We start from the raw sequence: 23458 nt of genomic DNA, 5'->3' as shown, positions 1-23458 counted from the left end.
CTTGCTCGTTCAGGTCCGTTCGGCTTCGCGCCGCCGTTCTAAAGAAAGCAGCGAGCGTTCCACAGGCCACCCGACCCGTGGTCGTTTACGTATAGTATCCGATTTCTCTATCTTCAGCACGGATTTACCAACATCACCGATACTGATAGAAGGAATACCGTGAGAAATTATGATAACAAGCCAACACACAGATTACCTCAGCCGCTGTTCTAGTGTTTAGACAACCATGGACGATCACGATCACAACCAGCCAAGGAATGACGAAAATCCGTCTGAAGGCCATCCTAACCACGACCATCAGTCCACAACCGGTGACGAGACAGGCAGTACCGAAGACGAATCAGAACCGCAAGTGGAACAGTCGATGCTTGAGGAGGAGGCTACGGACGCGAATGAGGCCGAACAGACGATCGAAGATAAACACGAACACCAAATGGACCGCGAGGACGGTGGTCACGACCATGGAGATCACGGCGGAATGCACGAAGGTCACGAAGAGATGTTCCGCCGTCGGTTTTTCATTTCGACGCTGCTCTCGATTCCGGTCCTCCTCTACAGCGAGATGCTCCAGGAATGGCTGGGGTTTTCTGTCCCGGCGTTTCCAGGAAGCGAGTGGATTAACCCAATTTTCGCGGTAATCGTCTTCGGGTACGGTGGCCTCCCGTTCCTCCGAATGGCCATCCCCGAACTGCGTGATCGATCACCGGGGATGATGACGCTCATCTCGATGGCGATCTCGGTCGCGTTCGTCTACAGTTTGGCGAGCGTCGTCTTTCCCACCCAATCGGCGTTCTTCTGGGAACTCGTCACCCTGATCGACATCATGCTGCTGGGCCACTGGATCGAAATGCGATCGGTTCGGCGAGCACAGAGTGCGCTCGACGAGCTGGCACAGCTCATGCCCGACACCGCCGAACGAATCACCGATGACGGTGAAACTGAAGAGGTCCCGGTGAGCGACCTTTCCGAAGGAGATCTCGTTCTCGTCCGTCCCGGTGCCAGCGTCCCCGCAGATGGCGTTGTCGAGGAGGGTGACTCGGACGTGAACGAATCAATGATCACCGGCGAGTCGATGCCGGTTTCGAAGGAGCCAGGCGACGAGGTGATCGGCGGGACCATCAACGGCGACGGCAGTCTCCGCGCCCGCATCGAAGCGACGGGTGAGAAGACGACTCTCGCGGGGATTATGCGTCTCGTCGAAGAAGCGCAGGGGAGCAAGTCTCAGACGCAAGTCCTCGCCGATCGAGCCGCCGGCTGGTTATTCTACGTCGCCGTAGCGGCAGCGGCTGTGACTGCCGTCGGGTGGACGATCGCCGCGTCGAACGACGCGGCGGTTATTGAGCGAGTCGTCACCGTCCTTGTAATCGCGTGTCCACACGCGCTCGGACTCGCCATTCCGCTCGTGGTTGCAATCAACACCTCGCTGGCCGCCCGAAATGGGATGTTGGTGCGGGATCGAATTGCCATGGAAGAAGCGCGAAACCTAGATGCGATCATCTTCGACAAGACTGGGACGCTCACCGAGGGCGAACACGGTGTCGTCGGTACAGAGACCGCGGACAGTATCGACGACGAGGAGGCGCTGGCTCTCGCAGCTGCGGTCGAAGGGGACTCAGAACACATGATTGCCCGTGCCATCCGCGAGGCAGCTGCTGAACGCGGTGTTAGCGTTCCCAAGGCGGAGGGTTTCGAAGCGATGAAAGGTCGGGGAGTTCGCGCGCGGGTTTCGGGTGACGAGGTCTACGTCGGCGGTCCAAACCTTCTGACCTACCTCGACACCGATGTCTCGTCGGATCTGCGACGGTTCGCTGATGAGGCCGGCGAAAACGGACAGACTGTCGTGTACGTCGTTCGAAATGGAGAGCCGATCGCCGCCTTCGCCATGGCGGACGTAATCCGGGAAGAGAGCTACCGAGTCGTCGATGCGCTCCACGAACTCGATATAGAAGTAGCGATGTTGACCGGCGACTCGCGGGACGTGGCTAATGCCGTGGCCGACGAACTGGGAATTGATACAGTGTTCGCGGAGGTACTGCCCGAAGACAAAGACGAGAAGGTCCAGGAGCTACAGAACCAGGGCAAACTTGTGGCAATGGTTGGCGACGGTGTCAACGACGCACCGGCGCTGACTCGGGCGGACGTCGGCATCGCTATCGGAAGTGGGACGGACGTCGCTGTTCAGTCTGCCGACGTCATCCTCGTGCAGAACAATCCGATGGACGTTGCCCGTCTCGTGAAGCTGAGCAAGGCGAGTTACCGGAAGATGCAGGAGAACATCGTCTGGGCCGCCGGATACAACGTCTTCGCAATCCCGCTGGCTGCGGGCGTCCTCGCACCGATCGGCATCCTCCTGTCGCCCGCCATCGGTGCGCTACTGATGTCGTTGAGTACCGTTATCGTCGCAATAAACGCGCAACTGCTCCGCCGCGTCGATCTCTCCATTCCGAGCTTACCTGGCGTGTCACCAGCTACAGGCACACAACCGGCTGATTAGAGTAGACGACTTTCGACAGCTGATAAACCAACACAACACTCCACAGGTGAAATGAACACTATTTATCTGGCCCTTGGTGCGATTCTGCTGCTCGGGACCGTACTTGACCTTCTCTGGACGACGCTCTGGGTTGAAGGTGGTGCTGGTCCACTTACGTCTCGGTTGATGGCATGGACGTGGCGATCACTACGACTATTTGGCGCCCAAAGCTCACAGCTACTCAGCCTCTCGGGACCGTTAATCTTCGTGTTGAACCTCGTGGGATGGATAGTGCTGCTCTGGGGTGGATGGACGCTTATTTTCGCTGGAGCTGAGAATATTCTCATCGATACACTCAACCGCGGTCCCGTGACGTGGACTGACCGGATCTATTTTGTCGGATACACGGTTTTCACGCTGGGAATCGGTGATTTTGCTCCACGGAAAGGAATCTGGCAGCTTGTCACGATACTCGCAACAGGGAGTGGATTGCTTTTCGTGACATTGATCGTCACCTATACGCTGTCAGTTCTCGATGCAGTCACCCAGAAACGCGCGTTCGCCAACAACGTCAGCGGATTCGGAACACACAGCGAAGAGATCGTTCAAACGGCCTGGGATGGTGAGGAGTTTCAGGGGCTCGACTTGCCATTGAATAGTTTCGTTACGCAATTGACGATCCTCACGGAGAATCACAAGGCCTATCCTGTTCTTCACTATTTTCACAGCGCCCGGTCAGACCGGTCTCCAACCGTCGAAATCGCGGCCCTCGACGACGCATTGACGCTCATTCGATTCGGTGTTCCGAAAGAACATCGCCCGAGTGAAATTGTCATCCGGAACACCCGCAAAAGCATCGAAAACTACCTCGAAACGCTGCACGAGAGCTTCATCCATCCCTCAAACAATGTTCCTCCGCCGCCGAATCTAAACGCTCTCCGCGAAGCTAATATCCCGACCGTTTCCGACGAAGAGTTCGCCTCGACCCTCGATACGCTGAGCGAACGTCGACAAACGTTGCTCGGTATCGTCGAATCCGACGAACGGCAATGGCCTTCCTGAAAAGAGGATCACAGTCAAGATCCTACTACGTCGAACGACAGCTGGTTACAGCGTGATCACCGTTATACCTTTACTCTGACCGTTCGAGCCTCTCCCGGCGGGTTTCAAACTCTTCGTCGGTGAGATCGCCACGAGCATACGCATTACGTAGCTCCTCCATCGCAGAATCCGGATGGTTTGCCGTGGCACGCTGAAAGAGAAGATATCCACCGCCGAGCAGGACGAGCAGAACGACGAGCGGAACGATCATTCCGACAAGTGGCCACCAGCCACCGGTAGTCCCGTTCCAACCCATCATTCCACCGTATCCCATCATCCCTCCGAACCCCATTCCCATCGTGAGCAACGGTAGTACGATAATTACCCCGAGGAGGAGGAGCAGCGTCGTCGTATCGAGCTGGTTTGAGGACGACATCGCTAATCAGGCCTCCGACGCGGATTCGAGTTCGTCTTGGACAGTCGAAAGGGTTCGCTCGAATCGATCGTGGACCTCAGTTGCGATAGAACCGAGCGTCTCGTTATCGGCGATACCGACGAGTTGGTGGGGGTCAACTGCACTCACTACGACAGTTCCATCGTCAGTTTCGTAGACGATAACGTTACACGGGAGAAGTGCGCCGAGTTCAATCTCGTCGGTCAATCCCTCGTGTGCGAGTTTTGGGTTACAGGCACCGAGAATCCTGTATTGCCGGAAGTCCTCGCCAAGTTTCTTTTTGAGGGTCGCCTGCACATCGATATCACAGAGTACGCCGAACCCTTCGTCTTCGAGGGCAGCAATCGTTGTCTCTACGACTTCACTGAAGTCACCAGCCACTGATCTTTGTATTGTGTATCCCATATCCCACACTACTACAGGAAGGAGCTTAATGGTGTTGGCGTGAGTTCCGCACATGTATCTTGATTCGTCATCAATGGTGGGTGACCTGATCAACGTCGGTATTGGTATTGAACAATATGCACAATACTTTAGCGTGTTCGAACCGTACGAAGACTACTGAACAGTGGGGCAAACCACGATCTACCACAATTAGAGCCTTAATGACAAAATTACCAAATTACACTATCAGTCGACGTGACGTACTCAGGTCCGGTGCTATCGCAGGTGGAACCCTGATCGCTGGATGCTTCGATACCACACCCAATGACGATGCATCACCGGATGAACGCGAATTCCCAGAACCACAATACGGCGACCCGGATCGGGAGTACCACCTTAGCGCGACCGAGAGCGAAGTGATGGTCGCAACCGACGAGTCCTACGACGGCTGGACGTACAACGGCGAGTATCCAGGCCCCGAGATCCGTGCAGTGGAAGGTGAACGCGTCCGCGTCACCATCGAGAACGACCTGCCGGAGGAAACGACGATTCACTGGCACGGGATGGTACTCGACGGTGATAACGCGATGGACGGCGTTCCGGGCGTCACCCAGGCCGCGATCGAACCTGGAGAGGACTTCGTCTACGAGTTCGATGCAGAACCGGCTGGCACACATTGGTATCACAGCCACGTCGGTCTGCAACTGGATCGAGAACTGCTCGGCCCACTCATCATCGAAGAGCGAGAGCCGCACATCGAGTACGACACCGAAGCGACACTCGTCCTGGATGAGTATCTCCCAACTGAACCACGTGTCGAGACTTCAAGCGGAAATGGAGGCGGAATGGGTGGCATGGGCGGTATGGGAGGTGGGGGATTCCCTGACGCGCCGCCGGCAGAGGGAACACTGATCAATGGACGCCTCCCGGACGAACCGACAACCATTGATGTTGAAGAGGGCAACCGGATGAGACTCCGGCTCATTAACGCAGCAGCGGCAGCGACCTACAAAATCGGTATCGACGACCACGAACTCACTGTTTCTCATACGGACGGCTCAGCTGTCGAACCCGTCCCCGTCGATACGCTCGAAATCGGCCCAGGAGAACGATACGACGTTGTCGTTGAGGCACGATCCCCAGGGACGTGGCCGATTCGGATCAGGCCCGTCGATGAATCGACGTCGGCTGGCCGGGCATTACTGGACTACGAACAGTCTGATGGGGGTGTCACTGAAGGTGAAATCGGTTCCCGTCAGCTCCAACTCTCGGACCTCAACGCGATCGACTCTCTCGATGCGTATGATGGAGAGCCTGATCGAACGGTTGACCTCACGTTGTCCGGAGGAATGATGGGTGGGGATGGAGATGAGTGGACCATCGACGGGCAGGCGTATCCGGATGCCGATCCGATCAGTATCGAAGAGGGCGAACACGTCCGTTTCCGAATGGTGAACCGAAGTCCGATGCGCCACCCCATGCACCTCCACGGACATAACTTTACGGTCGGTGATGCCCTCAAAGATACGGTCATCGTCCCTGATCACATGGGTGAGATCACAATCGACTTCGTCGCTGAAAACCCCGGTGCGTGGTTTTTCCACTGTCACCATCTCTACCACATGGAAACGGGAATGGCACGTGAGGTCCCGTACGAGCAGTAGCAATAGAGCTCGGCTCGTACGAGTCACAAGGGTCGGCTATCGAAACCGGACGGAACCATCCGACCAGAGCCATGTTTCAGATCGAAATCATTCGTTCAATGGCAAATAAGATTGTATTCGAAATACCCGGGGGCGATTAACATTGATTTCATAAGGGAACGGCATTGAACCATGCAACCGTTTCTCTAGATAGGGATCGTGTCTCAACACGACTCAGGGGCAAAACTATGACCACCAACACAACTGATCGGCAACTTGTCTGGGTCGTCCTTGCAATCGTTGCTGCCCTCGTTGTCTTTCCCATATTCATGATGGGGTTTGGCATGATGTGGACTGGACCGATGATGGGCGGGATGTGGGGTAACGGCATGTGGAATGCGGATGGTGTGTCCGGGTGGATGCTCATCATCGGCGTGGGGATGCAACTCCTCTTCCTCGCCATCATCGTCGGGGCCGTCTACCTCGGTTATCGGGCGGTGACCAGGCAGGATGACTCGTCTGACCCTGCACTCGAGGAGCTTCGACTCGCCTCCGCACGCGGCGACCTGAGCGACGAGGAATACCAACGACGGCGGGACCGACTCAAAACCGAACAGTAATACAGATCATGTTGGCGACACTGGGAACAGAGGTAGTCGAGGCCCTCCGGATCGGGGTCGGCTTCCTCTGGACGGCGGCGTGGGCGATCATCATGGGGCTAGTGATCACCAGTCTCGTCCAGGTCTACGTCTCGAAAGAGCGAATGGCCGCCATGCTCGGTGATGGTGACATCGCCGGTGTCACGAAGGCCACACTGTTCGGCGCTGCCAGCAGCGGTTGTAGCTTCGGTGCCGTCGCCATCGGGAAAGGGCTCTTCAAGAAAGGTGCCCACGTCGTGACCTTCCTTGCGTTCATGTTCGCCTCGACGAACCTCATCGTTGAACTCGGATTGATGATCCTGATCCTGTTGGGCTGGGAGTTCCTCGTTGCCGAGTTACTCGGTGGCGTCATCCTCATCGGGGTGATGGCGATTATCGTCCACCTGACGCTTCCGGAGACCCTCTTCGAAGAGGTTCGCAACGAATTGAATCAGCGAGATCACGATCATGGCGTGACCGAAGATCCGACCTGTGGGATGGAAGGGAAAGAGAAGTATTCACTCGTTACGGACGGCGACGAGACCCTGACGTTCTGTTCGGAGGGGTGCATGGAGACCTATCAGCAGGAGGCGGCCAGTAGTGGTGGCTGGCGGGACGAACTGCGGTCGTGGGGCGGCTGGTACAAGGTTGGCAACCAGTATCGTAAGGAGTGGTCGATGCTCTACAAGGACGTGGTAGCGGGCTTTCTGATCTCAGGATTCGTCATCGTGTTCGTCCCGCAGTGGGTCTGGAACACGCTCTTCCTCCAGGGCGACGGCTTGCTCGTCAGTGCCGAGAACGCGGTCATGGGCGTGGCCATCGCCATCATCAGCTTCGTTGGTAGCATGGGAAACGTCCCGTTCGCCGTTGCGCTCTGGGGTGGAGGTGTGAGCTTCGCCGGTGTCATCCCTTCGTCTACGCTGACCTCATCACGGTCCCCGTGCTCAACGTGTACCGGAAGTACTACGGCTGGAGTGTGATGCTGTACATTCTCGGCGTGTTCTTCGTGACGATGGCGTTCACGGGTTTTCTCATGGAACAGCTGTTTGACGCGTTGGGGATCGTCCCCGATCTCGCCGGTGGCATGACTGCGAGCGAGCAGACCTATTTCGAATTGAACTACACGTTCTACCTGAACCTGATCGCGTTCGCTCTCTCGGGATTCCTCCTCTATGTGTACCGACGCGGTCTGGGAGCCCCCGGAGAGTACCGAGATCCAGTCTGTGGAATGCGGACCGACAAGGATGACCTAGACGTGACTTACGATGACAATACATACTATTTCTGTTCGAAAGCGTGCAAGCGAGCGTTCGAGGAAACACCCGACGAGTTCGCTATGATCGATCCAGACCTCTCAGGCGCTCACAATCACCATTAACAGATCGATGACGCGAACTACCTCGGAACCGTGGCAGGTGTTCGGTGGCGAAAAATTCTGAGTTCGCAACCTGTTACCTGGTTCAGTTCATAGAAGCTTTGTTGAAACTCTCAATCGTTGATAAATTTCAACGACCGGGCTGAATACAGGGAGAACGGGCAGAAGTCAGTGGGCGATCATATGGGAAAGGGTGATTACTCAGTATTGGGTGTTCAGTGAACGGTTGCCTATTCCAGCCCCGGTTTTACGCTATAGGGTGCTGGAACTGTGAGTGATGGCGTTAACTCAAATCGACCACGTGAACGATCAGATGGGAGAATGCATCGACAATTGCCTCGAAGCCGCTCAAGCGTGTGAATGGTGTGCTGATGAATGTGCCGGTGAAGGCGAAGAAATGGCCAGATGCCTTCGTCTCTGTCGGGATGTCGCCGACCTCACGACGCTGCACGCACGCTTCATGGCACGGAACTCGAACTACAGCACGCAACTTGCAGAAGCCTGTGCTGCTGCATGCGAAGAGTGTGCCGAGGAGTGCGAACAACACGATGAAAAACACTGTCAGGTTTGTGCCGACGTGCTTCGCGAGTGTGCCGAATCCTGCCGGGAAATGATGTCGACGTAGAACCCGCACCTAATCCTACCCGCTCACAACCCTTTGGTTCTCGCTACCAGCGTGTTGTCGGCTTAAATACCCTGGACGATGCTAGAAATCATACGCTATGGCTCGTGAGACAGCACCCTCCCAAGAGGAGATTGAAAGTCGCATTCAACAGATCGGGAAATACTCCCGCGCGGTCCGTATAGGATTGATAATCATCCTCACTGCGTTTCTGTTGGCCGTTGGTGTCGTCCTTCCCGCAAATCTTGACAGTCCCTCACAGGCAATCGAGTCGATACTGATGCCGCTTACATTCGTTGGACTGGGGACCATCCTGTACGGAATTGGAATGCATCTTCACTTGATGCATTTGAATCTCGTCCGCCAGTTACAGCCAGAGTCGACGGACGACCAACGGGCAACTACCGACTCAGCTGACTGATTTCAAGCGAAACGCAGTATCGAGTATGTTCACTTCGCGCGTGAACTGAGACAGTGGTTGCATTGGTACTGTCTGTATAAGGGAAAGCGCAAGGCAGAACGACGAGAGAGTGACAGCGTCGATTGTGAAAACACCAACGATGATCTGACACAAAGAGATTCCGTTCCATGAGCAGCGAAAACTCATCTGTTTCAGCAAACGTCTCAGACGAATTGAGACCCGCAGATACATTGGTAGGGATACGACAGTCACTGAAACGCTGTTCTACGTCAGAATCGTTTAACTAGACAGTGCCGTTTCAATGATTTCGTTCGTCCGAGAAGATGTGGATCTCGAACGGTCATATGATCAATACAGAGGATACGTGTAGCACAGCACCGTCGTTTAATTCACATAGCCTCAATAGACTGGCCGGTCAACCGGCGTTTCGCTACTCCGATGACGGTGTGCTCACTTCGGAGACAACCAGTTCGTTACCGTCGAACAGCAGTTGAGACCGATCAATGGTAACGGTGACAGAACCCAGTTTCCCGTCTCGAACGAGTGTATCGAGCGCCTCCGGGTCAACGTGATCGTGAAGAGTGGTCTCGAAAATCGTTGTGAGTTCAGTTGGGTCGATGTTCTCGAGGTGGGCGAGTGCCTCAATCGCGGCTATACTTGGTGCCGTGGCCGACCAATCGTACGTTCTCCGGAGGTGGATGGTGGTCGAATCAAATGATGGCTCAGCCCCCGGACGGTCTCCCGCGCTCATTACAATAGCCATGCTATGGGTTAGCATAAATGGCTATGATTTTCTGAGTGAACGTCGGAGTCCCCTCATCCCGATCGGTCGGTGTCGAGTTGCCACGTAAAGAGCCCAGTTGTAGACGTACACCCTGGATTCACGTAGCTCCAGAGGGCCGTCGGTCGACCGACGGATCATCAATTCAAGGTGTGACGTCGATCGCCTCGAGAAAGTCGTCCAGTGTATCGGTCAGCGGTGGCTGACTCTGTCCCTCCGCCGAGTACCGATTTGGATCAGTCAGGATTGGGTTCGAAATTCTTTAATTCTAACCAGACCTCGATTAGAAGGGCTACGAATACATGCGTATGGAACAATCAGGTATCCCTGTCAGAAGGAGACCTGTCTGGTCCGGATCGTACTCGGGCTATGATGCGCGCCAGGAACTCGAAAAGAGCCATCAAGAGGTGAGTCAGGCGCGAGTGCGGACGTGGTCTGGTGCGTCGGCTTTCCCGTTCGCGTATGCGTTGTAGGCCGAAAGGGCAGCGACAGCCAGGCCGGAGAGTGTGGTCCCAATTGCAAGTTCGTTGCTCCCCATCTCCATGACGTATGGGACGATCGCTGTCCAAAGGCCGAGCAAGATAGTCAGCGATGCAACGGCGACACTTGCCAATCGATCCTTCGACAGTCGGTAGAAGTTGTACCCGGCAAGCAGAAAGATACCTGTTCCGACGAGCGTATCGTTCCACGTCGCTGCGTCTGTCGACTCAAAGATAAACGGCGAGGCGACGAGGTATAGTCCGATCAGGGCGACAAGGGCGCTCAACCACTGCATCATGTCTGTGTTCAGCGTCTCCCTGTTCCGGGCTGACCCAGCGTCGGAGTCCGTTCCGGTGTCGGTCGGTGTATTGCTCATGATTTTCCTCGCCGCTCGTACCCCTCATATGCGGAAAACGATGGTGCCTGCACCTGTCGGGAAGGTCGGATGTATCTTTTTCTCGTTCGGTGGTCACCATACCACCTGTACTGATCGACCACCCCCATCTAGATTGGCTCTCATTTCGTGCGACATTCGTGCTCTGAATCCAGCAGATACTGGACGAGTTGCCGAATCCGTACTACTCGTCGGGGAGCGTGAACGAGAACGTCGTACCCTCGCCAGGGTTCGAGTCAACCCAGACCTCACCGCCATGACGTTCGATGATCCGCTCACACACCGCCAGTCCGATGCCGGTTCCATCGTACTCCTCGTGGCTATGCAGTCGATTGAAGACCTCGAAGACGCGATTCGTGTCGCCGGGATCAATACCGATTCCTTCGTCGTGCACCGAAATCATCCACTTGTCTCCCGTTTTCTCAACCGAGATGTGAACACGTGGGGGATCATCGCCGCTGTATTCGATTGCGTTGTCCAGCAGATTCTGGAACACTTGCCGGAGTTGGTTAGCGTCACCCTCGACTCGCGGAAGCGAATCGGACGTCACATCAGCGTCACTTTCTTCGATCCGCAACTGCAGGTCTTCGAGGACATCGTCTAGGATCGAATCGAGATCGGTTGGTTCGAGCGGCTCGCCCTCAGTCTCGATCCGTGAGTACTGGAGCAACCCGTCAATCATCCTCCGCATCCGGTCGGCTCCATCGACGGCGAACGCAAGAAACTCCTCGGCGTCTTCATCGAGCGCATCATTGTAGCGATGCTCGAGCAATTGCAGGTAACTCGAGACCATCCGGAGTGGTTCCTGGAGGTCGTGAGAGGCTGCGTACGCGAACTGTTCCAAGCGCTCGTTGGACTCCTCGAGGTCGGCAACTAACTGTTCGAGTTCCTCCTGGTACTGATGCAGTTCGATAGCGTCCGCGAGAATGTTCGCAACACTCTGGACAAAGGTCACGTCCTCTTCGGAGTACTCCCGCTGTTCGATGTCGTGGGTGCCGAGGATGCCCCACGGGTCGTCGAACGGGCCGATGATGGTGCTGAGACCGCTCTTGACGTCGTGGCTCATCAACAACTCGGGACCGCCAAAGCGTGATTCCGTCTCAAGGTCTTCGACAATGATCGGGTGATTATTCGCCAGCGTGTACGCAGCCTGGGAGTCCGCTTCGACCGAGGAGACGGTCGCCTCGCCGACGATCCCGTCTCGCCAACCGACGCCCTGGCGGAGCAAGAGTTCCTCGGCGTCCGGGTCGAGGTCGAGTACCTTACAGTACTCATTGTCGAGGACGTTTGCCACCTGGCGTGACGCTCGGTCCATGAGTTTATCCAGGTCGTCGTTTTCGAGCGCGAATTGCCCGAGATCGGCCACGACCTGTTGCTGATTGGCGCGGCGTTCAAGTTCGCGTTCGCGTTCCCTGCGGTTGGTGACGTCGGTGATGAGCCCCTCGAGCTCGGTGGCTGGTTGCCACCAGACGCGTCCATTGTCGCCGACTTTCTTGGTTTCGAGTCGGCCGTGATCAACGAGGCGTTCGAGGCGGTCGTAGGCCCTCCGGCGGTCGAGGTTGATCTGGTCGGCTACCTCGGCCGTCGTCCTGGGCGCTCCTCCCACTTCGAAGAGAGCAAGGGTCTCTTGAAGTACGCCCGTCAACTGTGAGTCGGCCATTACTTCAGTTCATTACAAACCAGCGGATAAATTTTCCGCTGTTGGAGGAAGCGTCGTATATTGGAGAGATTCGGAGAACCCTTCCATGCGATATTTGCGCCTTATCTCGTAGAGTCGTAACGAACTATCGAACTGCTGTCAGAGGTTGGGTGAGATTCAGAGGAGGAGTTTAGCACGACAACACTGTTTGTTTCGTGCTGGTGACGTGAATTGAGTTCGTATAGATGCTGATTAGACATTCGACTGAAAGCGGCTAACCTACGGTGCGAACTCAATTGAAACCGTTCGGGCCGGTATATGCCAGCAGATGAGCCAAACCCGTGCTCGGGATAATTTCCGCAGGAACATGGAAGGAGACTTTGGTCCGCTCGATGTAACTGTTCGGGGACCAGGAGAGCCCAAGGTGGTGGTCGTTGCCGGCGTTCATGGCGACGAGCGGAGCGGTATCCGTGCGGTGAACCGCCTGCGCGAGGCCGACCTCGACTTGCAACGAGGCGTTGCGTTCGTTCTTGCCAACCCAGAGGCGATCGAGGCCGGCGAACGCTACCTCGATTCAGATCTCAACCGAGTCTTTCCCGGCGATCCAGACGGCGACCGAGAAGAACGGATCGCAGCCCGACTCTGCGAGTTTGTCGAGGGACGGACAACGCTTTCATTACACGGCACTGCTGCGGAACCGACGCCGTTCGCACTGATACACAGTGCTCAGGAGCGTGAGTTTACATTGGCCTCGCAACTACCCGTGCCGCGTATCGTCGATCACTGGGGGATAAACGAAGAGACGATCACGGCGTGTGGGTTCACCGTCGAAATCGAACTCGCCGCAGCAAACACCGATGAGATAGCTGAAGCAGCCGAACATCAGGCCCGTTCGTTCCTCAAGCGAGTGGACGCGCTTCCCGGCGACCCACTCAATGTGGATTCGGAACACTTCCACATGAGTGAGCCCGTTCCGAAGCCTGATGGGTCCTCCTACGAGGTACATGTCGAAAACTTCGAACGCGTTCCCAGAGGGGCCGTCTACGCGAGCGTGGACGGACGGGAACTGACCGCTGACGAGGTGTTCTGGCCAATCATGCTGTCCGCGGAGGGGTACGATGACATCTTCGGGTATCGAGGACAGAAAATTGGCGAGTCGCTGGATGATGTTCGGGAGACGTGGATCGGTGGAGCTCGAAACCCGCGGGATTCCGAGTAGCACCTTTACACCGATCACAAGCCGGAGCGAAACGGTGGTACTCATCGGTGCTAACGATTTTTGCTCGGCTGTGCGTGTGTTCGGGCGTGTCAGCCTTGTTGTTGGCGTAGGCGTTGTAGGCGGCAGGGGCGGCGACGGTCGCTTCGATGAGCGGAACGCCGGTTTCGGTTAGCACGCTCAGCACGTCGTCGTACTCGAGCGACCACTCGACACGCAGGAGATACTCGTCCTCGACGGAATCGACGAGTTGGATGTCCCTCACGCCTAGATGACCGGTAAACGCCGCTTCAATGTCGTCAACTTCCGTTCCGCGAACCCAGAAGTAGGGAATCGCCACGTCCTGTGAAGGAATCAGTCGCTCCAGTTCGATCGTCACGTCCGGGAGTTGGGTGAAGACGGTGCCGAGGGGGAACTGATCGGATGGAACGGTGAAGGTCGCCTCAGTCGCCATGATTCGAACGATGTCGCGCTGGCTGTAAAAACATCCATGTTCAATACGCTGAGCGAGACAAAAGTCCTGTTGATCGTAGCGAGAGGACGGATACGGAGTGGACGGTCGATATCCATGGTGACGAACGAATCGAGATTGCCGAGTTCCAACATTGCTGTCGTGAACAGGATATTCCGATCACGCTCAGGGCGTTTCACGCTCTGACGCCGGTCGAGACTGCGACTGAGGCGACACTCACTGGCGAGCAACAGGAGGCGTTGGTTATCGCGTACGACCGGTGAGACTTCAACTCGCAAAGTGAGGTGACAATGGAAGAACTAGGCATCTCATAGCAGGCAATTGCCACTCGACTCCGGTGAGGGACGCGTAGAATCCTCGGCAATACTCTCACTGTGCTGGAGGCCTGAACTCAAATCCATAAATAGAAGTTGTATAGACAAAATGAAGTCTCACGTGGAGCGGTCTCTTCAGAGTCGGATATACCGGTGTTCCGAAAATCAACCCGCTACCAATGAACCAAGGAAAAAACGCTCTTCTGTCCGCGCTCGCCAATCAGCACTGTCGGTCCGTTGTTGCATACTTCAGAAACGCGTCCGAAGATCACGCCTCTGTTGATGACGTTGTTACCGCACTCGCCCGACGTGACCACGCAGACGAGACGCGGATTACGATACGACTTCACCACATTGCACTTCCCAAACTGAACGACGTTGGACTCGTTGACTACGACGCGCGGACTAGAACGATCCGATATTACGGTCACTCGCAACTCGAACACGCAGAGGAGTCCCTCATCGAATATGGCTCCGGAATATTGTGGCGGTGTGAGTAGCACATGATGCAAGACAAGCCTGAGCAAACAACTATGGTGCGAGAATCGTACACGCCTGATCAAGACCGCTCGTTGACCGAGACGATACTCGATGCCATCGAGGACTGTAAAGGGAAAGCCCTCCTGCGAACAGATTTCGTCCTCTACGAGGACATAAACCCTGACGCCCTCAATTCCCTCTTTCGCCACGATGCACAGCCGAGAACAACCGTGACGTTCGAGACAGACGGGATCGAGGTCGAACTCTGGGGGGATGATGGGGTCGAGATTCGCGTCACGGACCGACCAGTCGAATAAGTAGCCGGAGCTGGTCCAGAACACGCTCTGAAGCCAGTGTCGGGTAGACAACCATTGGCGAGATGACTTCTTTATCTGTGCTGATCATCTGACCATTCGAGGTCCACATCTTCTCGAACGAAATCAATGAAACCAATGTCTCAGTTCACGCACGAATTGATCAGGCGTTTGCGGCTTTCCCCTCGCCTTGTTGGGGTGTAACATGAATGTCGATCACGGCATCTCCCCACAGTGTTACCTTGAAACCACCAGTGTAAAACTCGACTTTCGTCTCCCCGTGAGCGTCCTCCTGAAAGCGATTATTGAGCACGTCTGGGTCAATATCATCGTACAGTCTGAACTCGGCCTCCGTGAGGCTCTCGTCTTTCTGCACATCGATAACCTGAAGAATTGCGTCGCTCAGGGCTTGATCATCCTCTGGGTAGTACCGGTCGTGTGCTTCAGTGTCGGTCATCTACACCCCCATCAGAGAACGGTGTAAATATGAATCCGTTATGACTCTGGTGAGCCTCCCGCTTTCAAAATAATTCCATCACAATACTGCTTACTGTCTGTTCTCGAGTTCGACAAACGATTGGCTTCCGCATCGACAGTGAGGATAACTCCCGACGCGTTTTATTTCCCCCTCGGGGAACCGGATAGCTGGATAGACGGCTTCACAGTTAGCACACATAGCGACTATCTCTTCACCAATTCGCATATCACTCATCCATGTAATTGTAACCACGACCTCACAAATACCGTTTGTGTCGATTCTAAATTCCTGATCCAATAACGAGATCATCTGTACTGACCGGTCACCATCCTACGCAAACTGGATCGAATTGAGTTCGACCTTCGCGCCGCCAGTTCTTGTTTCATAAGGCCAACCGTGGCCGACGATCGGCGCTCGAGCCGACGCGTCGAGGTCGCCATTGAGAACTTGCAGTCGAGTACCAGCGTGGATACTGGGGCGGTTCACGATTCGAGATCGTCCGCACTCCACGGGATCAGATCAGCATCGGCCGGCTGGTACAACGGATGCACTGGATGGTCGGCTTTCGTCGTATCGAGCGCGTGGAAATCGCCCGCGAGGAGCCCGGCGACCTCGCTGGCCCGCCCCTGGAGAGAGCCATTTGCACCCCGGGCGATGACGACCATTTCGGCTTCCTCACAGACGGCCTGAAGGTGATCATCGTTCTTCGGGCCCACGGGATCGGCGGTCTCACGAAGGGCGTCGGGGTTGGGGCTCCGAAGTGCGAACAGGTTCATCACGGCTGGCGACCAGAAACTCCCGATCTTATGCATGAAGAATAGCGCTCGAAAATAATGCCTCGACTATCGCGTCTCCATACAAATTGGATATAGGTTGCTTATTCTGCAGGAGGAGCAATCATCTCCCGTACGAACTGGTGATACTCCTCTGCAACCCATTCGCCTCGGCCAGTGAGAGCGTACTCCTTCCGGCGCTTGTCTTTTTCCTTCGTCTGCTTGGTGATCAGTCCAGAGTCGACCATCCGGTCGAGGCTCGGGTACAACCGTCCATGATTGATGTCTTCCGGATAGAGGTCTTCGAGTGCGTTCTGGAGGGTTACTCCTTCGACGGGGCCGAATCGATGGATGAGACAGAGGAGATGGGTCTGGAAGGCGGTGAGGTCTGTCGGAATATTATACGTCGAAAATTCAATTGGCCCTGTCGATGGAGGATTTCGGCCGCTTGCCCCCTCCTCGTCTGTTGGATTTGAATCAGCCATATGCTTCCATCCTAGTACCAATGCTTAAAATTCTATGCTTCAATCCAGATTGGACTCGATAGTTATCATGTCTCGCATAGATAAAGCAAAGCGATTTGCTGAGATTCTTCGTTTCACGATATACTTTCGTTGTCTCTGCTTTGTGGTTAGAGTGGCTCTGTTGAAGCCCGTGGACATTGATAGGAGGTACCCGCTGGATACAGAAGATGAGTGCAATACTGCGGAATACCCTACTGGTGAGATCAATTTCCCTAATCGTCCATCGCGGACAATAGTTAGGTAAATCGCTCGCGAACTACGAGTACCATGTCGAACGAAGAAGCGAACGGTCGAACGCCGAGTCGAAATCCGGACCTCGAACGACTCAACCGGCTCATCGGAGAATGGGAACTTGAGGTGTCTCTGGATGGGCAAACGTACAGGGGCGGACACGTGACATTCGAATGGCTAGAAGACGGAGCTTTCCTCGTACAACGTTCGGAGGTAAGCGATCTTTCGACATTGCCTCCTGAGTGGGTCGAGAACGCGCCGCGCTCTACCGTCTCGGTCATCGGTTTGGACAATACGAGCGAGCAGTTTCGGATGCTCTACGCCGATTCACGCGACGTCTTCCGGATGTACAAGATGAGTTTGAGCGATGAGGTCTGGAGACTGTGGAGGGATGCACCTGAGTTCTCACAACGCTTCACGAGCAACTTCGACGACGACGCCAACGTGATCGAGGGTACGTGGGAATACTCGGATGACGGGGTTGACTGGGAGGTAGATTTCGACGTAACCTACACGAGAACTGGAGCGTAGAAAGCGAGACTGGTGGTACCCCCCAAAGGCTGTTACATAGCGTACCCCGCTATCACCGTGTACAAACCGTTCAACTGTGTAAGGTTCGCGCTGTGTATGCAGCACCAGCCTAGCAGGCTATCGTGACACTGTCAGTTCGGGGCTGCTGCATACAGAGAATGGGTTCAACACGCCAGTTTCGTTCGGTTCTTGTTGATGGCAGTGAACCAGGCTCAGTATCTTCGCGAATCTATCGCGGTCACCACGTCAATCATCGATACGGAGCACGCTCGGTCGTTCTTGCCGAAGTGTTACTGTATACGCGATCGATCAGGCCGAGGGGACGGTACAAGGTGGCGGTCGAGGAAATCAATCTGGTCGCTGACCACTTCTTCGAACGCATCGTGGAACCCGTCGAAGTGTCCGATAGGGTAGCGACGCAAGTCGCTCTGCGGTGCACGGTCGGCGGCTCGCTCAATCGGCCCGACTGGCGCTATCGTGTCCTCGGTCCCAAGACAGAGTAACAGCGGGCAGCGGACGTTGGATGCCTCGCGTATCGGGCGAATCTCCACGATGGGTTGGCTCGGCTTGGCGAGGAATTCGTTGCGCCAGCGCGAGTCCTCGGCACACACGGCGTCGAATCCGGGCTCCGCCTCCGGCTGCGTCAGCATCGCCGGTGCCCCGGGCGGTCCCGTCACGGCCATCTGGATTGGCCGTCGGCCTACACTGGCGCGGACCGCAGCGGCCATGTACCGCGCGTTGTTGCGTAGGCCGTACTCCCGCGCCAGCGCTAGGCCATCGAGAATCGGGAACATCGAGACAGCCGCCGCCAGCCAGTCGTCGTGCGCCGCGACGTGGACGACATGCCCGCCGGCGAACGAGAATCCCCACACCGCGATCCGGTCGGCGCCGATTCCCTCGAGCGTTCGTGCGAAGTCTACCGCGGCGGCGAGATCGGTGCGCTGGCGCTGGTAGTCGACCAGTTGGCGGGGCTCACCGTCGCTGTCCCCGAGGTGACGGAAGTCGAACGTCAGTGTCGCGATTCCCGCGTCCACGAAGCGTTCGGCGAAGCGGGGCAACCCGTCGCGGCGGGTCAGACTGAAGCCGTTACCCATCACAACACAGGGGGTGACGTCCTCGATGCCGTCAGGACGATACAGCGTGGCGGCACACTCCTCGTCGTCTGACCGGAAGCGTAACTCCTCCGAGACGACTTGGCTTACATCCTGCTGTGTTGGATTTGCCATAGTTAGTCCTCCCTATTGCTGTAAATTCGTCGGTACAGCCACCGCACCTCCCGCTTGATACCGACGAATGTTGGAGCCCCATACATCACGAGGGATGTTAACTTTTCCCGCGATTCGACGAGATGTCTACGTTCCCGAAGCAGAGGGTCCGCTTGAATTGCGATGACCGTCGTGCGAGATACAGAGGATGTATGCAGCACAGCAAATTCATTTGTTTCACAATCCCTGGTTGGAATCAACCGATACAGACGCTGCGAATGTACTATTCAGACGTTCATACATCGCCCGTAGTCTTACCCTCGGAAACTGGTGGTTAGCACCGTACAAGGTGTCACTTGATAACTATATTCAACTAGGTTTATTCCTTGATTCCATCAATTTCGCTCCATGGCTCCCGCTTATCCACAGCTAACGACATATCTCAACGAGGCAGGAACCGACGGGTATCTGATTAACGCCGACGGCGAGGACAGCAACCAGTACTACCTCTCCGGCTTCCGCGCGATGGGGAACTTCGTCACCCTGTACGTCAACGGGGAGGTACGCCTGCTCGTCCCTGACATGGCGTACGCGCGGGCGAACACCGAAGGCGACGGCGACAGCGTGCGACGGTTCTCAGAGTTCGACTACGGGAGCAAGGTCCTCGAACACGGGCCGGCGAGAGCCGGCCCCATCGTGACGACAGAGTTTCTCGCCGAGAACGACATTGACTCGGTGTCGGTACCGGCCTCCTTCCCGAACGGCGCCGCCGACGTCCTGCGCGCCCACGGCGTTAACGTCGTCACCGATTACGACGATACGGTCGGCGACATCCGCGCACTGAAAACCGAGGTGGAAATCGAACACATAAGGGAGACCCAGCGGGCGAACGAGAGCGCAATGGCGGTCGCCGAGAGGATGCTTGAACGCGCGGCGGTCGAGTCGGGGGTCCTGCACTTGGACGGGGAGGTGCTCACCAGCGAGCGGGTCCGCCGGGCTATCGAAGTTACACTGCTGGAGGAGGGCTGTGCGCTGGACGAGTGCATCGTCGCCTCTGGGGCAGAGGGGGCCACGGCGCACGCGGTCGGGACGGGTCCGATATCGGCAGGTGACCCGGTCATCGTCGATATTTTCCCGCGTAACAAGGAGTCACAGTACTTTGGGGACGTTACCCGGACGTTCGTGAAGGGAGAACCCGATGCAAAAGTCAGGGAGTGGTACGAGGTAACCCGGGAGGCATATGAGACGGCGCTCGAAACCATCCAGCCTGGCGTGACCGGCGAGGCAGTGAACGAGGCGGTCTGCGACGTGTTCGAGCGCGAGGGGTACCCGACGCTCCGGACCGACGAGGCCACCGAGGACGGCTTCACGAGCGCCACCGGCCACGGCGTCGGGCTTGACGTCCACGAAAAGCCGAAGCTCAGCTGGGGTGGCGGGGAGCTACGGCCCGGTCACGTCGTCACGGTCGAACCTGGGTTGTACGAACAGGGAATCGGCGGAGTCCGCCTCGAAGACCTCGTCGTGGTGACCGAGACAGGCTATGAGAACTTGACTGACTATTCCCGAGAACTCGGCGTTATGTAGCGCTTCTACATGCTCTGTTCCACCCTTCCTCTGTACTGATCGATCACCCCCATCCAGATTGGCTCTCACTTCGTGCGACATTCGCGCTGTGTATGCAGCACCAGCTCAGCAGACTATCGTTTTTCTGGCAGTTCGGGGCTGCTGAATACAGAGAATAAGTTCACCACGATAGTGTGGCGTATTTCCTCGGTCTGCTCAGTAGCCCACTCGTTTGTCAACTCAGTCGTCACGGAAACCCGTAGTACTCGTCTTTTTGACGGCCTGAAACTCGGTTGATCCGCATTGACACCCGTTTCTCGCCCCAATCGGTTGTGCCGTGCCGTCAGGCCATTGCTCCGCTGCATAGGCAACTCCGCAATCGACACATGTGGCAATTGTCCGTGTGCTCTCTCCATTGGGCATGAGTATCCCTTCAACGGGTACTTCCGTCAGCGCTATTTTTGGGTATCCAATGGGTTTTTAAGCACCTTCTCATTTCGACTCCACTGTTTCGGGGAGGGTACTTCCGAGGGTGTGTTTGATCCCCCGGCGGAGTCGAGACGCGATGGCCTGCTGGGAAATGCCGAGTTCGTCGCCGAGTTCTTCCATCGTCACCTCGCGCGGGGATTCGAAGTACCCACGCTCGTGGGCGAACACCAGTGTGTCTTGTTGCTTGTCAGTGAGTGCTGCCTCGGTTCCGGTCTCAACCGGCGTCAGGGCGTGCAGTTCCGTCAGTGTGACCGGGATCTCTAACTCTCGGCAGCGAGATTGAAAGGTTGCAAGATCGCTTCGCGTGTCCCCGCGAATGTCGAACGTCCACCGACGGCTCGTGCCGGTTGCTTTGATGAGCGGAACGCCGGTCTCGGTTAGTACGCTCAGCACGTCGTCGTACTCGAGCGACCACTCGACGCGCAGGAGATACTCGTCCTCGACGGAATCGACGAGTTGGATATCCCTCACACCCGGGTGGGCAGCAAACGCCGCCTCGATGTCGTCAACTTCCGTTCCTCGGACCCAGAAGTAGGGGATCACCACGTCCTGTGACGGGATCAGTCGCTCCAGTTCGACCGTCACGTCCGGAAGTTGGGTGAAGACGGTGCCGAGGGGGAACTGATCGGATGGAACGGTGAAGGTCGCCTCAGTCGCCATGACTCGAACGATGTCGTACTGATTGTAAAACTCTTCCATGGAACAATGTGGAGGGGACGAAGGACTCCGTCAATCCGCACAGAGGGTGTATACAGTACGGCCAGCCCATTTATTTCGCCGTTTCAGAAAGAGACCAATCGCTACATACGAACGCTTACAGACAAATCTCACAATAGCCGTACACGGTCGATTTCAGCAATATTCGAATTCATAACGTACTCTCTGATACAGTCCTCGCAAACGAATGCCCAATCGATCTTCCCACTCTCATATGTTACTTTAGTCACTTTTCCATCCTCACTTTGACAGTCGGTACATTCGATAGTTGCTTGAGGGGATAGAAACGGATACTCAGGTTCTACAGAATAGTTCATGGTTTCACTACAGGCTACAGTGACTTATCCTTGGTGTGATTATCTGGGTTACAAGACAGACTCTCTATTCTTCTGAACTGGCGTAACGTCTATTATCTATACTGAGCGTTCGGCTTTCCGCGTTGATCCTTCCTCAGCCCGTGCAACATTCGCGCTGTGTATGCAGCACCAACTCAGCAGACTATCGTTTTTCTGGCAGCTTGAGGCTGCTGCATACAGAGAGTGGATACAGCAAGCTGGCTTTGTCTGTTGTGGACATCCTCTGCTGAATCAGCCGGTCAATAGACCTGCGGAGTTAGCGGACAGACTGCTTCAATCTACTAATGAAGGGCCCGTGCGGACTTTCAGTCGCGCCGTCCAAGGACACCGTATGGACGACAATCCACTCGACGACGTGGACCGGAGCATCCTGCACCAACTCCAGCTTAACGCCCGCCAGACCGATACGGAGATCGCCGAGAAGGTGGATGTGACCTCAACGACGGTCCGGAACCGCCTCGACAAACTCGAAGGTACGGGCGTGATCCGAGGCTACCACCCCGAGATCAACTACGAGGAAGCGGGCTACCCCCTCCACGTCATGTTCGTTTGCACGGTCGATCCGAATGACCTGGAATCGCTGGCCGAACAGATCCTCGACGTTCGCGGTGTGGTGACCACCCGCGATTTGCTTGGGGGCGAACGGAATGTCCACGTCGAGGTCGTCGCCGGCACGGTTAGGGAGATCGAAGAGATCCGCAACGAACTGGCGGGCTTGGGCATGACGATCAACAGCTCCGAGATTATCTCCGAGACGCAGGTCCAGTCATGGGATCACTTCTATCCACGGACGGGCCCCGACGCGGATCAGGACGACGACACCGACGACGGGTCAGTCACCGATCAAGGATAGTTGGGGAACCGCTTGAAATTTTCAAATATATCCTGCTTCTATAGGCCCTCGATCCATACTCGAGTTTCAATATCTCCACCGACAATCGGCTTAGGTTGGATTTTCCAAATGTAACAATTATCTGGGTAACAGACCTTATCCGTTAGCACATCCTTGCCACGGTATGGACGAATCAACCGAGGCGGTAACCAATACGTTCAGTATATTGGCAGATTCCGTTCGTCGATGCGTCCTGTACTACCTCGACGAGCAGGAGACTTCAGTCTCCTTCGATCGCCTCGCCACTCGGGTTGCTGCTTGGCACACCGACAGTGACCCGGACACCGTCGACGACGCCACCCTCTCCGAGATACGCACGGCCCTATATCATGTACACCTACCCAAACTCACCGAGGCAGGCTATATCGAGTGGGATGCGGACACCCACACGATTCGGCGAGGACCCAACTTCGACGAGAACGCGCCGTTACTTCAGTTGGTGGCAGATCACGAAAACGAACTGGCCGCGGTGTAGCCATAACCCAATGAGCCGGCGTCTCCGCACGTTGCTCTCCCGGCTCGGTGGGCGCACACAGGCCGAGTCACCGGCCTCTCGTC

General features: G+C 56.1%; 21 protein-coding genes and 3 pseudogenes. 13 read left to right on the top strand and 11 right to left on the bottom strand.

Annotated features, from left to right (window positions below):
* Positions 1-226 precede the first annotated feature (226 nt).
* Complete coding sequence (locus tag NGM29_RS20575; protein WP_425499279.1) at positions 227-2494, top strand: copper-translocating P-type ATPase; 2268 nt, start codon at positions 227-229, stop codon at positions 2492-2494.
* A gap of 51 nt (positions 2495-2545) precedes the next feature.
* Positions 2546-3535 (top strand): potassium channel family protein, encoded by a 990-nt coding sequence (locus tag NGM29_RS20570; RefSeq protein WP_254161342.1) that lies wholly within the window; start codon positions 2546-2548, stop codon positions 3533-3535.
* Between the two features lie 70 nt (positions 3536-3605).
* Here NGM29_RS20570 and NGM29_RS20565 read toward each other — a convergent pair whose 3' ends face one another.
* Positions 3606-3950, bottom strand: coding sequence for an SHOCT domain-containing protein (locus tag NGM29_RS20565; RefSeq protein WP_254161340.1), 345 nt, complete (start codon positions 3948-3950; stop codon positions 3606-3608).
* Between the two features lie 6 nt (positions 3951-3956).
* On the bottom strand, positions 3957-4373 hold the full coding sequence (locus tag NGM29_RS20560; RefSeq protein ID WP_254161338.1) for a DUF302 domain-containing protein: 417 nt from the start codon (positions 4371-4373) through the stop codon (positions 3957-3959).
* A 398-nt stretch (positions 4374-4771) separates the two neighbouring features.
* Between NGM29_RS20560 and NGM29_RS20555 the strand changes: the two genes are divergently transcribed.
* From NGM29_RS20555 to NGM29_RS20540, 4 genes and pseudogenes are all read left to right on the top strand, one after another.
* Entirely contained in the window at positions 4772-6016 is a 1245-nt protein-coding gene (locus NGM29_RS20555; RefSeq protein WP_254161336.1) for a multicopper oxidase family protein, read from the top strand.
* A 227-nt stretch (positions 6017-6243) separates the two neighbouring features.
* Positions 6244-6615, top strand: coding sequence for an SHOCT domain-containing protein (locus tag NGM29_RS20550; RefSeq protein WP_254161334.1), 372 nt, complete (start codon positions 6244-6246; stop codon positions 6613-6615).
* 8 nt (positions 6616-6623) lie between these two features.
* Positions 6624-8011, top strand: a pseudogene (locus NGM29_RS20545) (permease).
* A gap of 274 nt (positions 8012-8285) precedes the next feature.
* Positions 8286-8633 carry a four-helix bundle copper-binding protein gene (locus NGM29_RS20540; RefSeq protein WP_254161332.1) on the top strand — a complete coding sequence of 116 codons (348 nt, stop codon included), beginning with the start codon at positions 8286-8288 and terminating at the stop codon, positions 8631-8633.
* An 848-nt stretch (positions 8634-9481) separates the two neighbouring features.
* On the opposite strand, the gene NGM29_RS20535 is transcribed toward NGM29_RS20540, so the two are convergent.
* The 3 genes and pseudogenes from NGM29_RS20535 to NGM29_RS20525 all read right to left on the bottom strand — a co-directional run.
* Entirely contained in the window at positions 9482-9802 is a 321-nt protein-coding gene (locus NGM29_RS20535; RefSeq protein ID WP_254161485.1) for a HalOD1 output domain-containing protein, read from the bottom strand.
* Between the two features lie 442 nt (positions 9803-10244).
* Positions 10245-10688 (bottom strand): SPW repeat domain-containing protein, encoded by a 444-nt coding sequence (locus tag NGM29_RS20530; protein ID WP_254161330.1) that lies wholly within the window; start codon positions 10686-10688, stop codon positions 10245-10247.
* A 202-nt stretch (positions 10689-10890) separates the two neighbouring features.
* A pseudogene (locus tag NGM29_RS20525) lies at positions 10891-12135 on the bottom strand (sensor histidine kinase); the annotation flags it as partial.
* Between the two features lie 538 nt (positions 12136-12673).
* Here NGM29_RS20525 and NGM29_RS20520 point away from each other — a divergent pair.
* On the top strand, positions 12674-13564 hold the full coding sequence (locus tag NGM29_RS20520; protein WP_254161328.1) for a M14 family metallopeptidase: 891 nt from the start codon (positions 12674-12676) through the stop codon (positions 13562-13564).
* A 136-nt stretch (positions 13565-13700) separates the two neighbouring features.
* On the opposite strand, the pseudogene NGM29_RS20515 reads toward NGM29_RS20520, so the two are convergent.
* Positions 13701-14015, bottom strand: a pseudogene (locus tag NGM29_RS20515) (bacterio-opsin activator domain-containing protein); the annotation flags it as partial.
* Between the two features lie 511 nt (positions 14016-14526).
* On the opposite strand from NGM29_RS20515, the gene NGM29_RS21570 reads away from it, so the two are divergent.
* Both NGM29_RS21570 and NGM29_RS20505 read left to right on the top strand, forming a co-directional pair.
* The gene (locus NGM29_RS21570; protein ID WP_425499278.1) at positions 14527-14847 is read left to right on the top strand and encodes a DUF7344 domain-containing protein; all 321 of its coding nucleotides are present in this window, start codon (positions 14527-14529) and stop codon (positions 14845-14847) included.
* A 33-nt stretch (positions 14848-14880) separates the two neighbouring features.
* A complete protein-coding gene (locus tag NGM29_RS20505) occupies positions 14881-15144 on the top strand; it encodes a HalOD1 output domain-containing protein (RefSeq protein ID WP_254161326.1) in 264 nt (87 codons plus the stop codon).
* Positions 15145-15304: 160 nt separating this feature from the next.
* Here the strand turns inward: NGM29_RS20505 and NGM29_RS20500 are convergent, their stop codons facing one another.
* The 3 genes from NGM29_RS20500 to NGM29_RS20490 form a co-directional block, all read right to left on the bottom strand.
* Positions 15305-15598 (bottom strand): HalOD1 output domain-containing protein, encoded by a 294-nt coding sequence (locus NGM29_RS20500; RefSeq protein WP_254161325.1) that lies wholly within the window; start codon positions 15596-15598, stop codon positions 15305-15307.
* A 503-nt stretch (positions 15599-16101) separates the two neighbouring features.
* Complete coding sequence (locus tag NGM29_RS20495) at positions 16102-16431, bottom strand: DUF1643 domain-containing protein (protein WP_256548202.1); 330 nt, start codon at positions 16429-16431, stop codon at positions 16102-16104.
* A 65-nt stretch (positions 16432-16496) separates the two neighbouring features.
* The gene (locus NGM29_RS20490; RefSeq protein ID WP_254161321.1) at positions 16497-16877 is read right to left on the bottom strand and encodes a PadR family transcriptional regulator; all 381 of its coding nucleotides are present in this window, start codon (positions 16875-16877) and stop codon (positions 16497-16499) included.
* Positions 16878-17183: 306 nt separating this feature from the next.
* On the opposite strand from NGM29_RS20490, the gene NGM29_RS20485 reads away from it, so the two are divergent.
* Entirely contained in the window at positions 17184-17678 is a 495-nt protein-coding gene (locus NGM29_RS20485; RefSeq protein WP_254161319.1) for a hypothetical protein, read from the top strand.
* Between the two features lie 290 nt (positions 17679-17968).
* Here NGM29_RS20485 and NGM29_RS20480 read toward each other — a convergent pair whose 3' ends face one another.
* Positions 17969-18904, bottom strand: coding sequence for an alpha/beta hydrolase (locus NGM29_RS20480; RefSeq protein ID WP_254161317.1), 936 nt, complete (start codon positions 18902-18904; stop codon positions 17969-17971).
* Positions 18905-19291: 387 nt separating this feature from the next.
* On the opposite strand from NGM29_RS20480, the gene NGM29_RS20475 reads away from it, so the two are divergent.
* Complete coding sequence (locus NGM29_RS20475; protein WP_254161315.1) at positions 19292-20467, top strand: M24 family metallopeptidase; 1176 nt, start codon at positions 19292-19294, stop codon at positions 20465-20467.
* A gap of 471 nt (positions 20468-20938) precedes the next feature.
* Here the strand turns inward: NGM29_RS20475 and NGM29_RS20465 are convergent, their stop codons facing one another.
* A complete protein-coding gene (locus tag NGM29_RS20465; protein ID WP_254161311.1) occupies positions 20939-21595 on the bottom strand; it encodes a helix-turn-helix domain-containing protein in 657 nt (218 codons plus the stop codon).
* Between the two features lie 744 nt (positions 21596-22339).
* On the opposite strand from NGM29_RS20465, the gene NGM29_RS20460 reads away from it, so the two are divergent.
* Both NGM29_RS20460 and NGM29_RS20455 read left to right on the top strand, forming a co-directional pair.
* Entirely contained in the window at positions 22340-22861 is a 522-nt protein-coding gene (locus NGM29_RS20460) for an Lrp/AsnC family transcriptional regulator (RefSeq protein ID WP_254161309.1), read from the top strand.
* A 163-nt stretch (positions 22862-23024) separates the two neighbouring features.
* Positions 23025-23375 carry a DUF7344 domain-containing protein gene (locus NGM29_RS20455; protein ID WP_254161307.1) on the top strand — a complete coding sequence of 117 codons (351 nt, stop codon included), beginning with the start codon at positions 23025-23027 and terminating at the stop codon, positions 23373-23375.
* The last annotated feature ends 83 nt before the right edge of the window (positions 23376-23458 follow it).

The sequence above is a fragment of the Natronosalvus rutilus genome, assembly GCF_024204665.1.
GTDB lineage: Archaea > Halobacteriota > Halobacteria > Halobacteriales > Natrialbaceae > Natronosalvus > Natronosalvus rutilus.
This window is presented reverse-complemented; position numbering and strand designations above follow the sequence as displayed.

What these genes read in the sequence shown, in the direction of transcription:
- NGM29_RS20575 (WP_425499279.1), top strand. Translation starts at nt 227, where the DNA reads ATGGACGATCACGATCACAACCAGCCAAGGAATGACGAAAATCCGTCT.
- NGM29_RS20570 (WP_254161342.1), top strand. Translation starts at nt 2,546, where the DNA reads ATGAACACTATTTATCTGGCCCTTGGTGCGATTCTGCTGCTCGGGACC.
- NGM29_RS20565 (WP_254161340.1), bottom strand. Translation starts at nt 3,950, where the DNA reads ATGTCGTCCTCAAACCAGCTCGATACGACGACGCTGCTCCTCCTCCTC.
- NGM29_RS20560 (WP_254161338.1), bottom strand. Translation starts at nt 4,373, where the DNA reads ATGGGATACACAATACAAAGATCAGTGGCTGGTGACTTCAGTGAAGTC.
- NGM29_RS20555 (WP_254161336.1), top strand. Translation starts at nt 4,772, where the DNA reads ATGGTCGCAACCGACGAGTCCTACGACGGCTGGACGTACAACGGCGAG.
- NGM29_RS20550 (WP_254161334.1), top strand. Translation starts at nt 6,244, where the DNA reads ATGACCACCAACACAACTGATCGGCAACTTGTCTGGGTCGTCCTTGCA.
- NGM29_RS20540 (WP_254161332.1), top strand. Translation starts at nt 8,286, where the DNA reads ATGGCGTTAACTCAAATCGACCACGTGAACGATCAGATGGGAGAATGC.
- NGM29_RS20535 (WP_254161485.1), bottom strand. Translation starts at nt 9,802, where the DNA reads ATGAGCGCGGGAGACCGTCCGGGGGCTGAGCCATCATTTGATTCGACC.
- NGM29_RS20530 (WP_254161330.1), bottom strand. Translation starts at nt 10,688, where the DNA reads ATGAGCAATACACCGACCGACACCGGAACGGACTCCGACGCTGGGTCA.
- NGM29_RS20520 (WP_254161328.1), top strand. Translation starts at nt 12,674, where the DNA reads ATGAGCCAAACCCGTGCTCGGGATAATTTCCGCAGGAACATGGAAGGA.
- NGM29_RS21570 (WP_425499278.1), top strand. Translation starts at nt 14,527, where the DNA reads ATGAACCAAGGAAAAAACGCTCTTCTGTCCGCGCTCGCCAATCAGCAC.
- NGM29_RS20505 (WP_254161326.1), top strand. Translation starts at nt 14,881, where the DNA reads ATGGTGCGAGAATCGTACACGCCTGATCAAGACCGCTCGTTGACCGAG.
- NGM29_RS20500 (WP_254161325.1), bottom strand. Translation starts at nt 15,598, where the DNA reads ATGACCGACACTGAAGCACACGACCGGTACTACCCAGAGGATGATCAA.
- NGM29_RS20495 (WP_256548202.1), bottom strand. Translation starts at nt 16,431, where the DNA reads ATGCATAAGATCGGGAGTTTCTGGTCGCCAGCCGTGATGAACCTGTTC.
- NGM29_RS20490 (WP_254161321.1), bottom strand. Translation starts at nt 16,877, where the DNA reads ATGGCTGATTCAAATCCAACAGACGAGGAGGGGGCAAGCGGCCGAAAT.
- NGM29_RS20485 (WP_254161319.1), top strand. Translation starts at nt 17,184, where the DNA reads ATGTCGAACGAAGAAGCGAACGGTCGAACGCCGAGTCGAAATCCGGAC.
- NGM29_RS20480 (WP_254161317.1), bottom strand. Translation starts at nt 18,904, where the DNA reads ATGGCAAATCCAACACAGCAGGATGTAAGCCAAGTCGTCTCGGAGGAG.
- NGM29_RS20475 (WP_254161315.1), top strand. Translation starts at nt 19,292, where the DNA reads ATGGCTCCCGCTTATCCACAGCTAACGACATATCTCAACGAGGCAGGA.
- NGM29_RS20465 (WP_254161311.1), bottom strand. Translation starts at nt 21,595, where the DNA reads ATGGCGACTGAGGCGACCTTCACCGTTCCATCCGATCAGTTCCCCCTC.
- NGM29_RS20460 (WP_254161309.1), top strand. Translation starts at nt 22,340, where the DNA reads ATGGACGACAATCCACTCGACGACGTGGACCGGAGCATCCTGCACCAA.
- NGM29_RS20455 (WP_254161307.1), top strand. Translation starts at nt 23,025, where the DNA reads ATGGACGAATCAACCGAGGCGGTAACCAATACGTTCAGTATATTGGCA.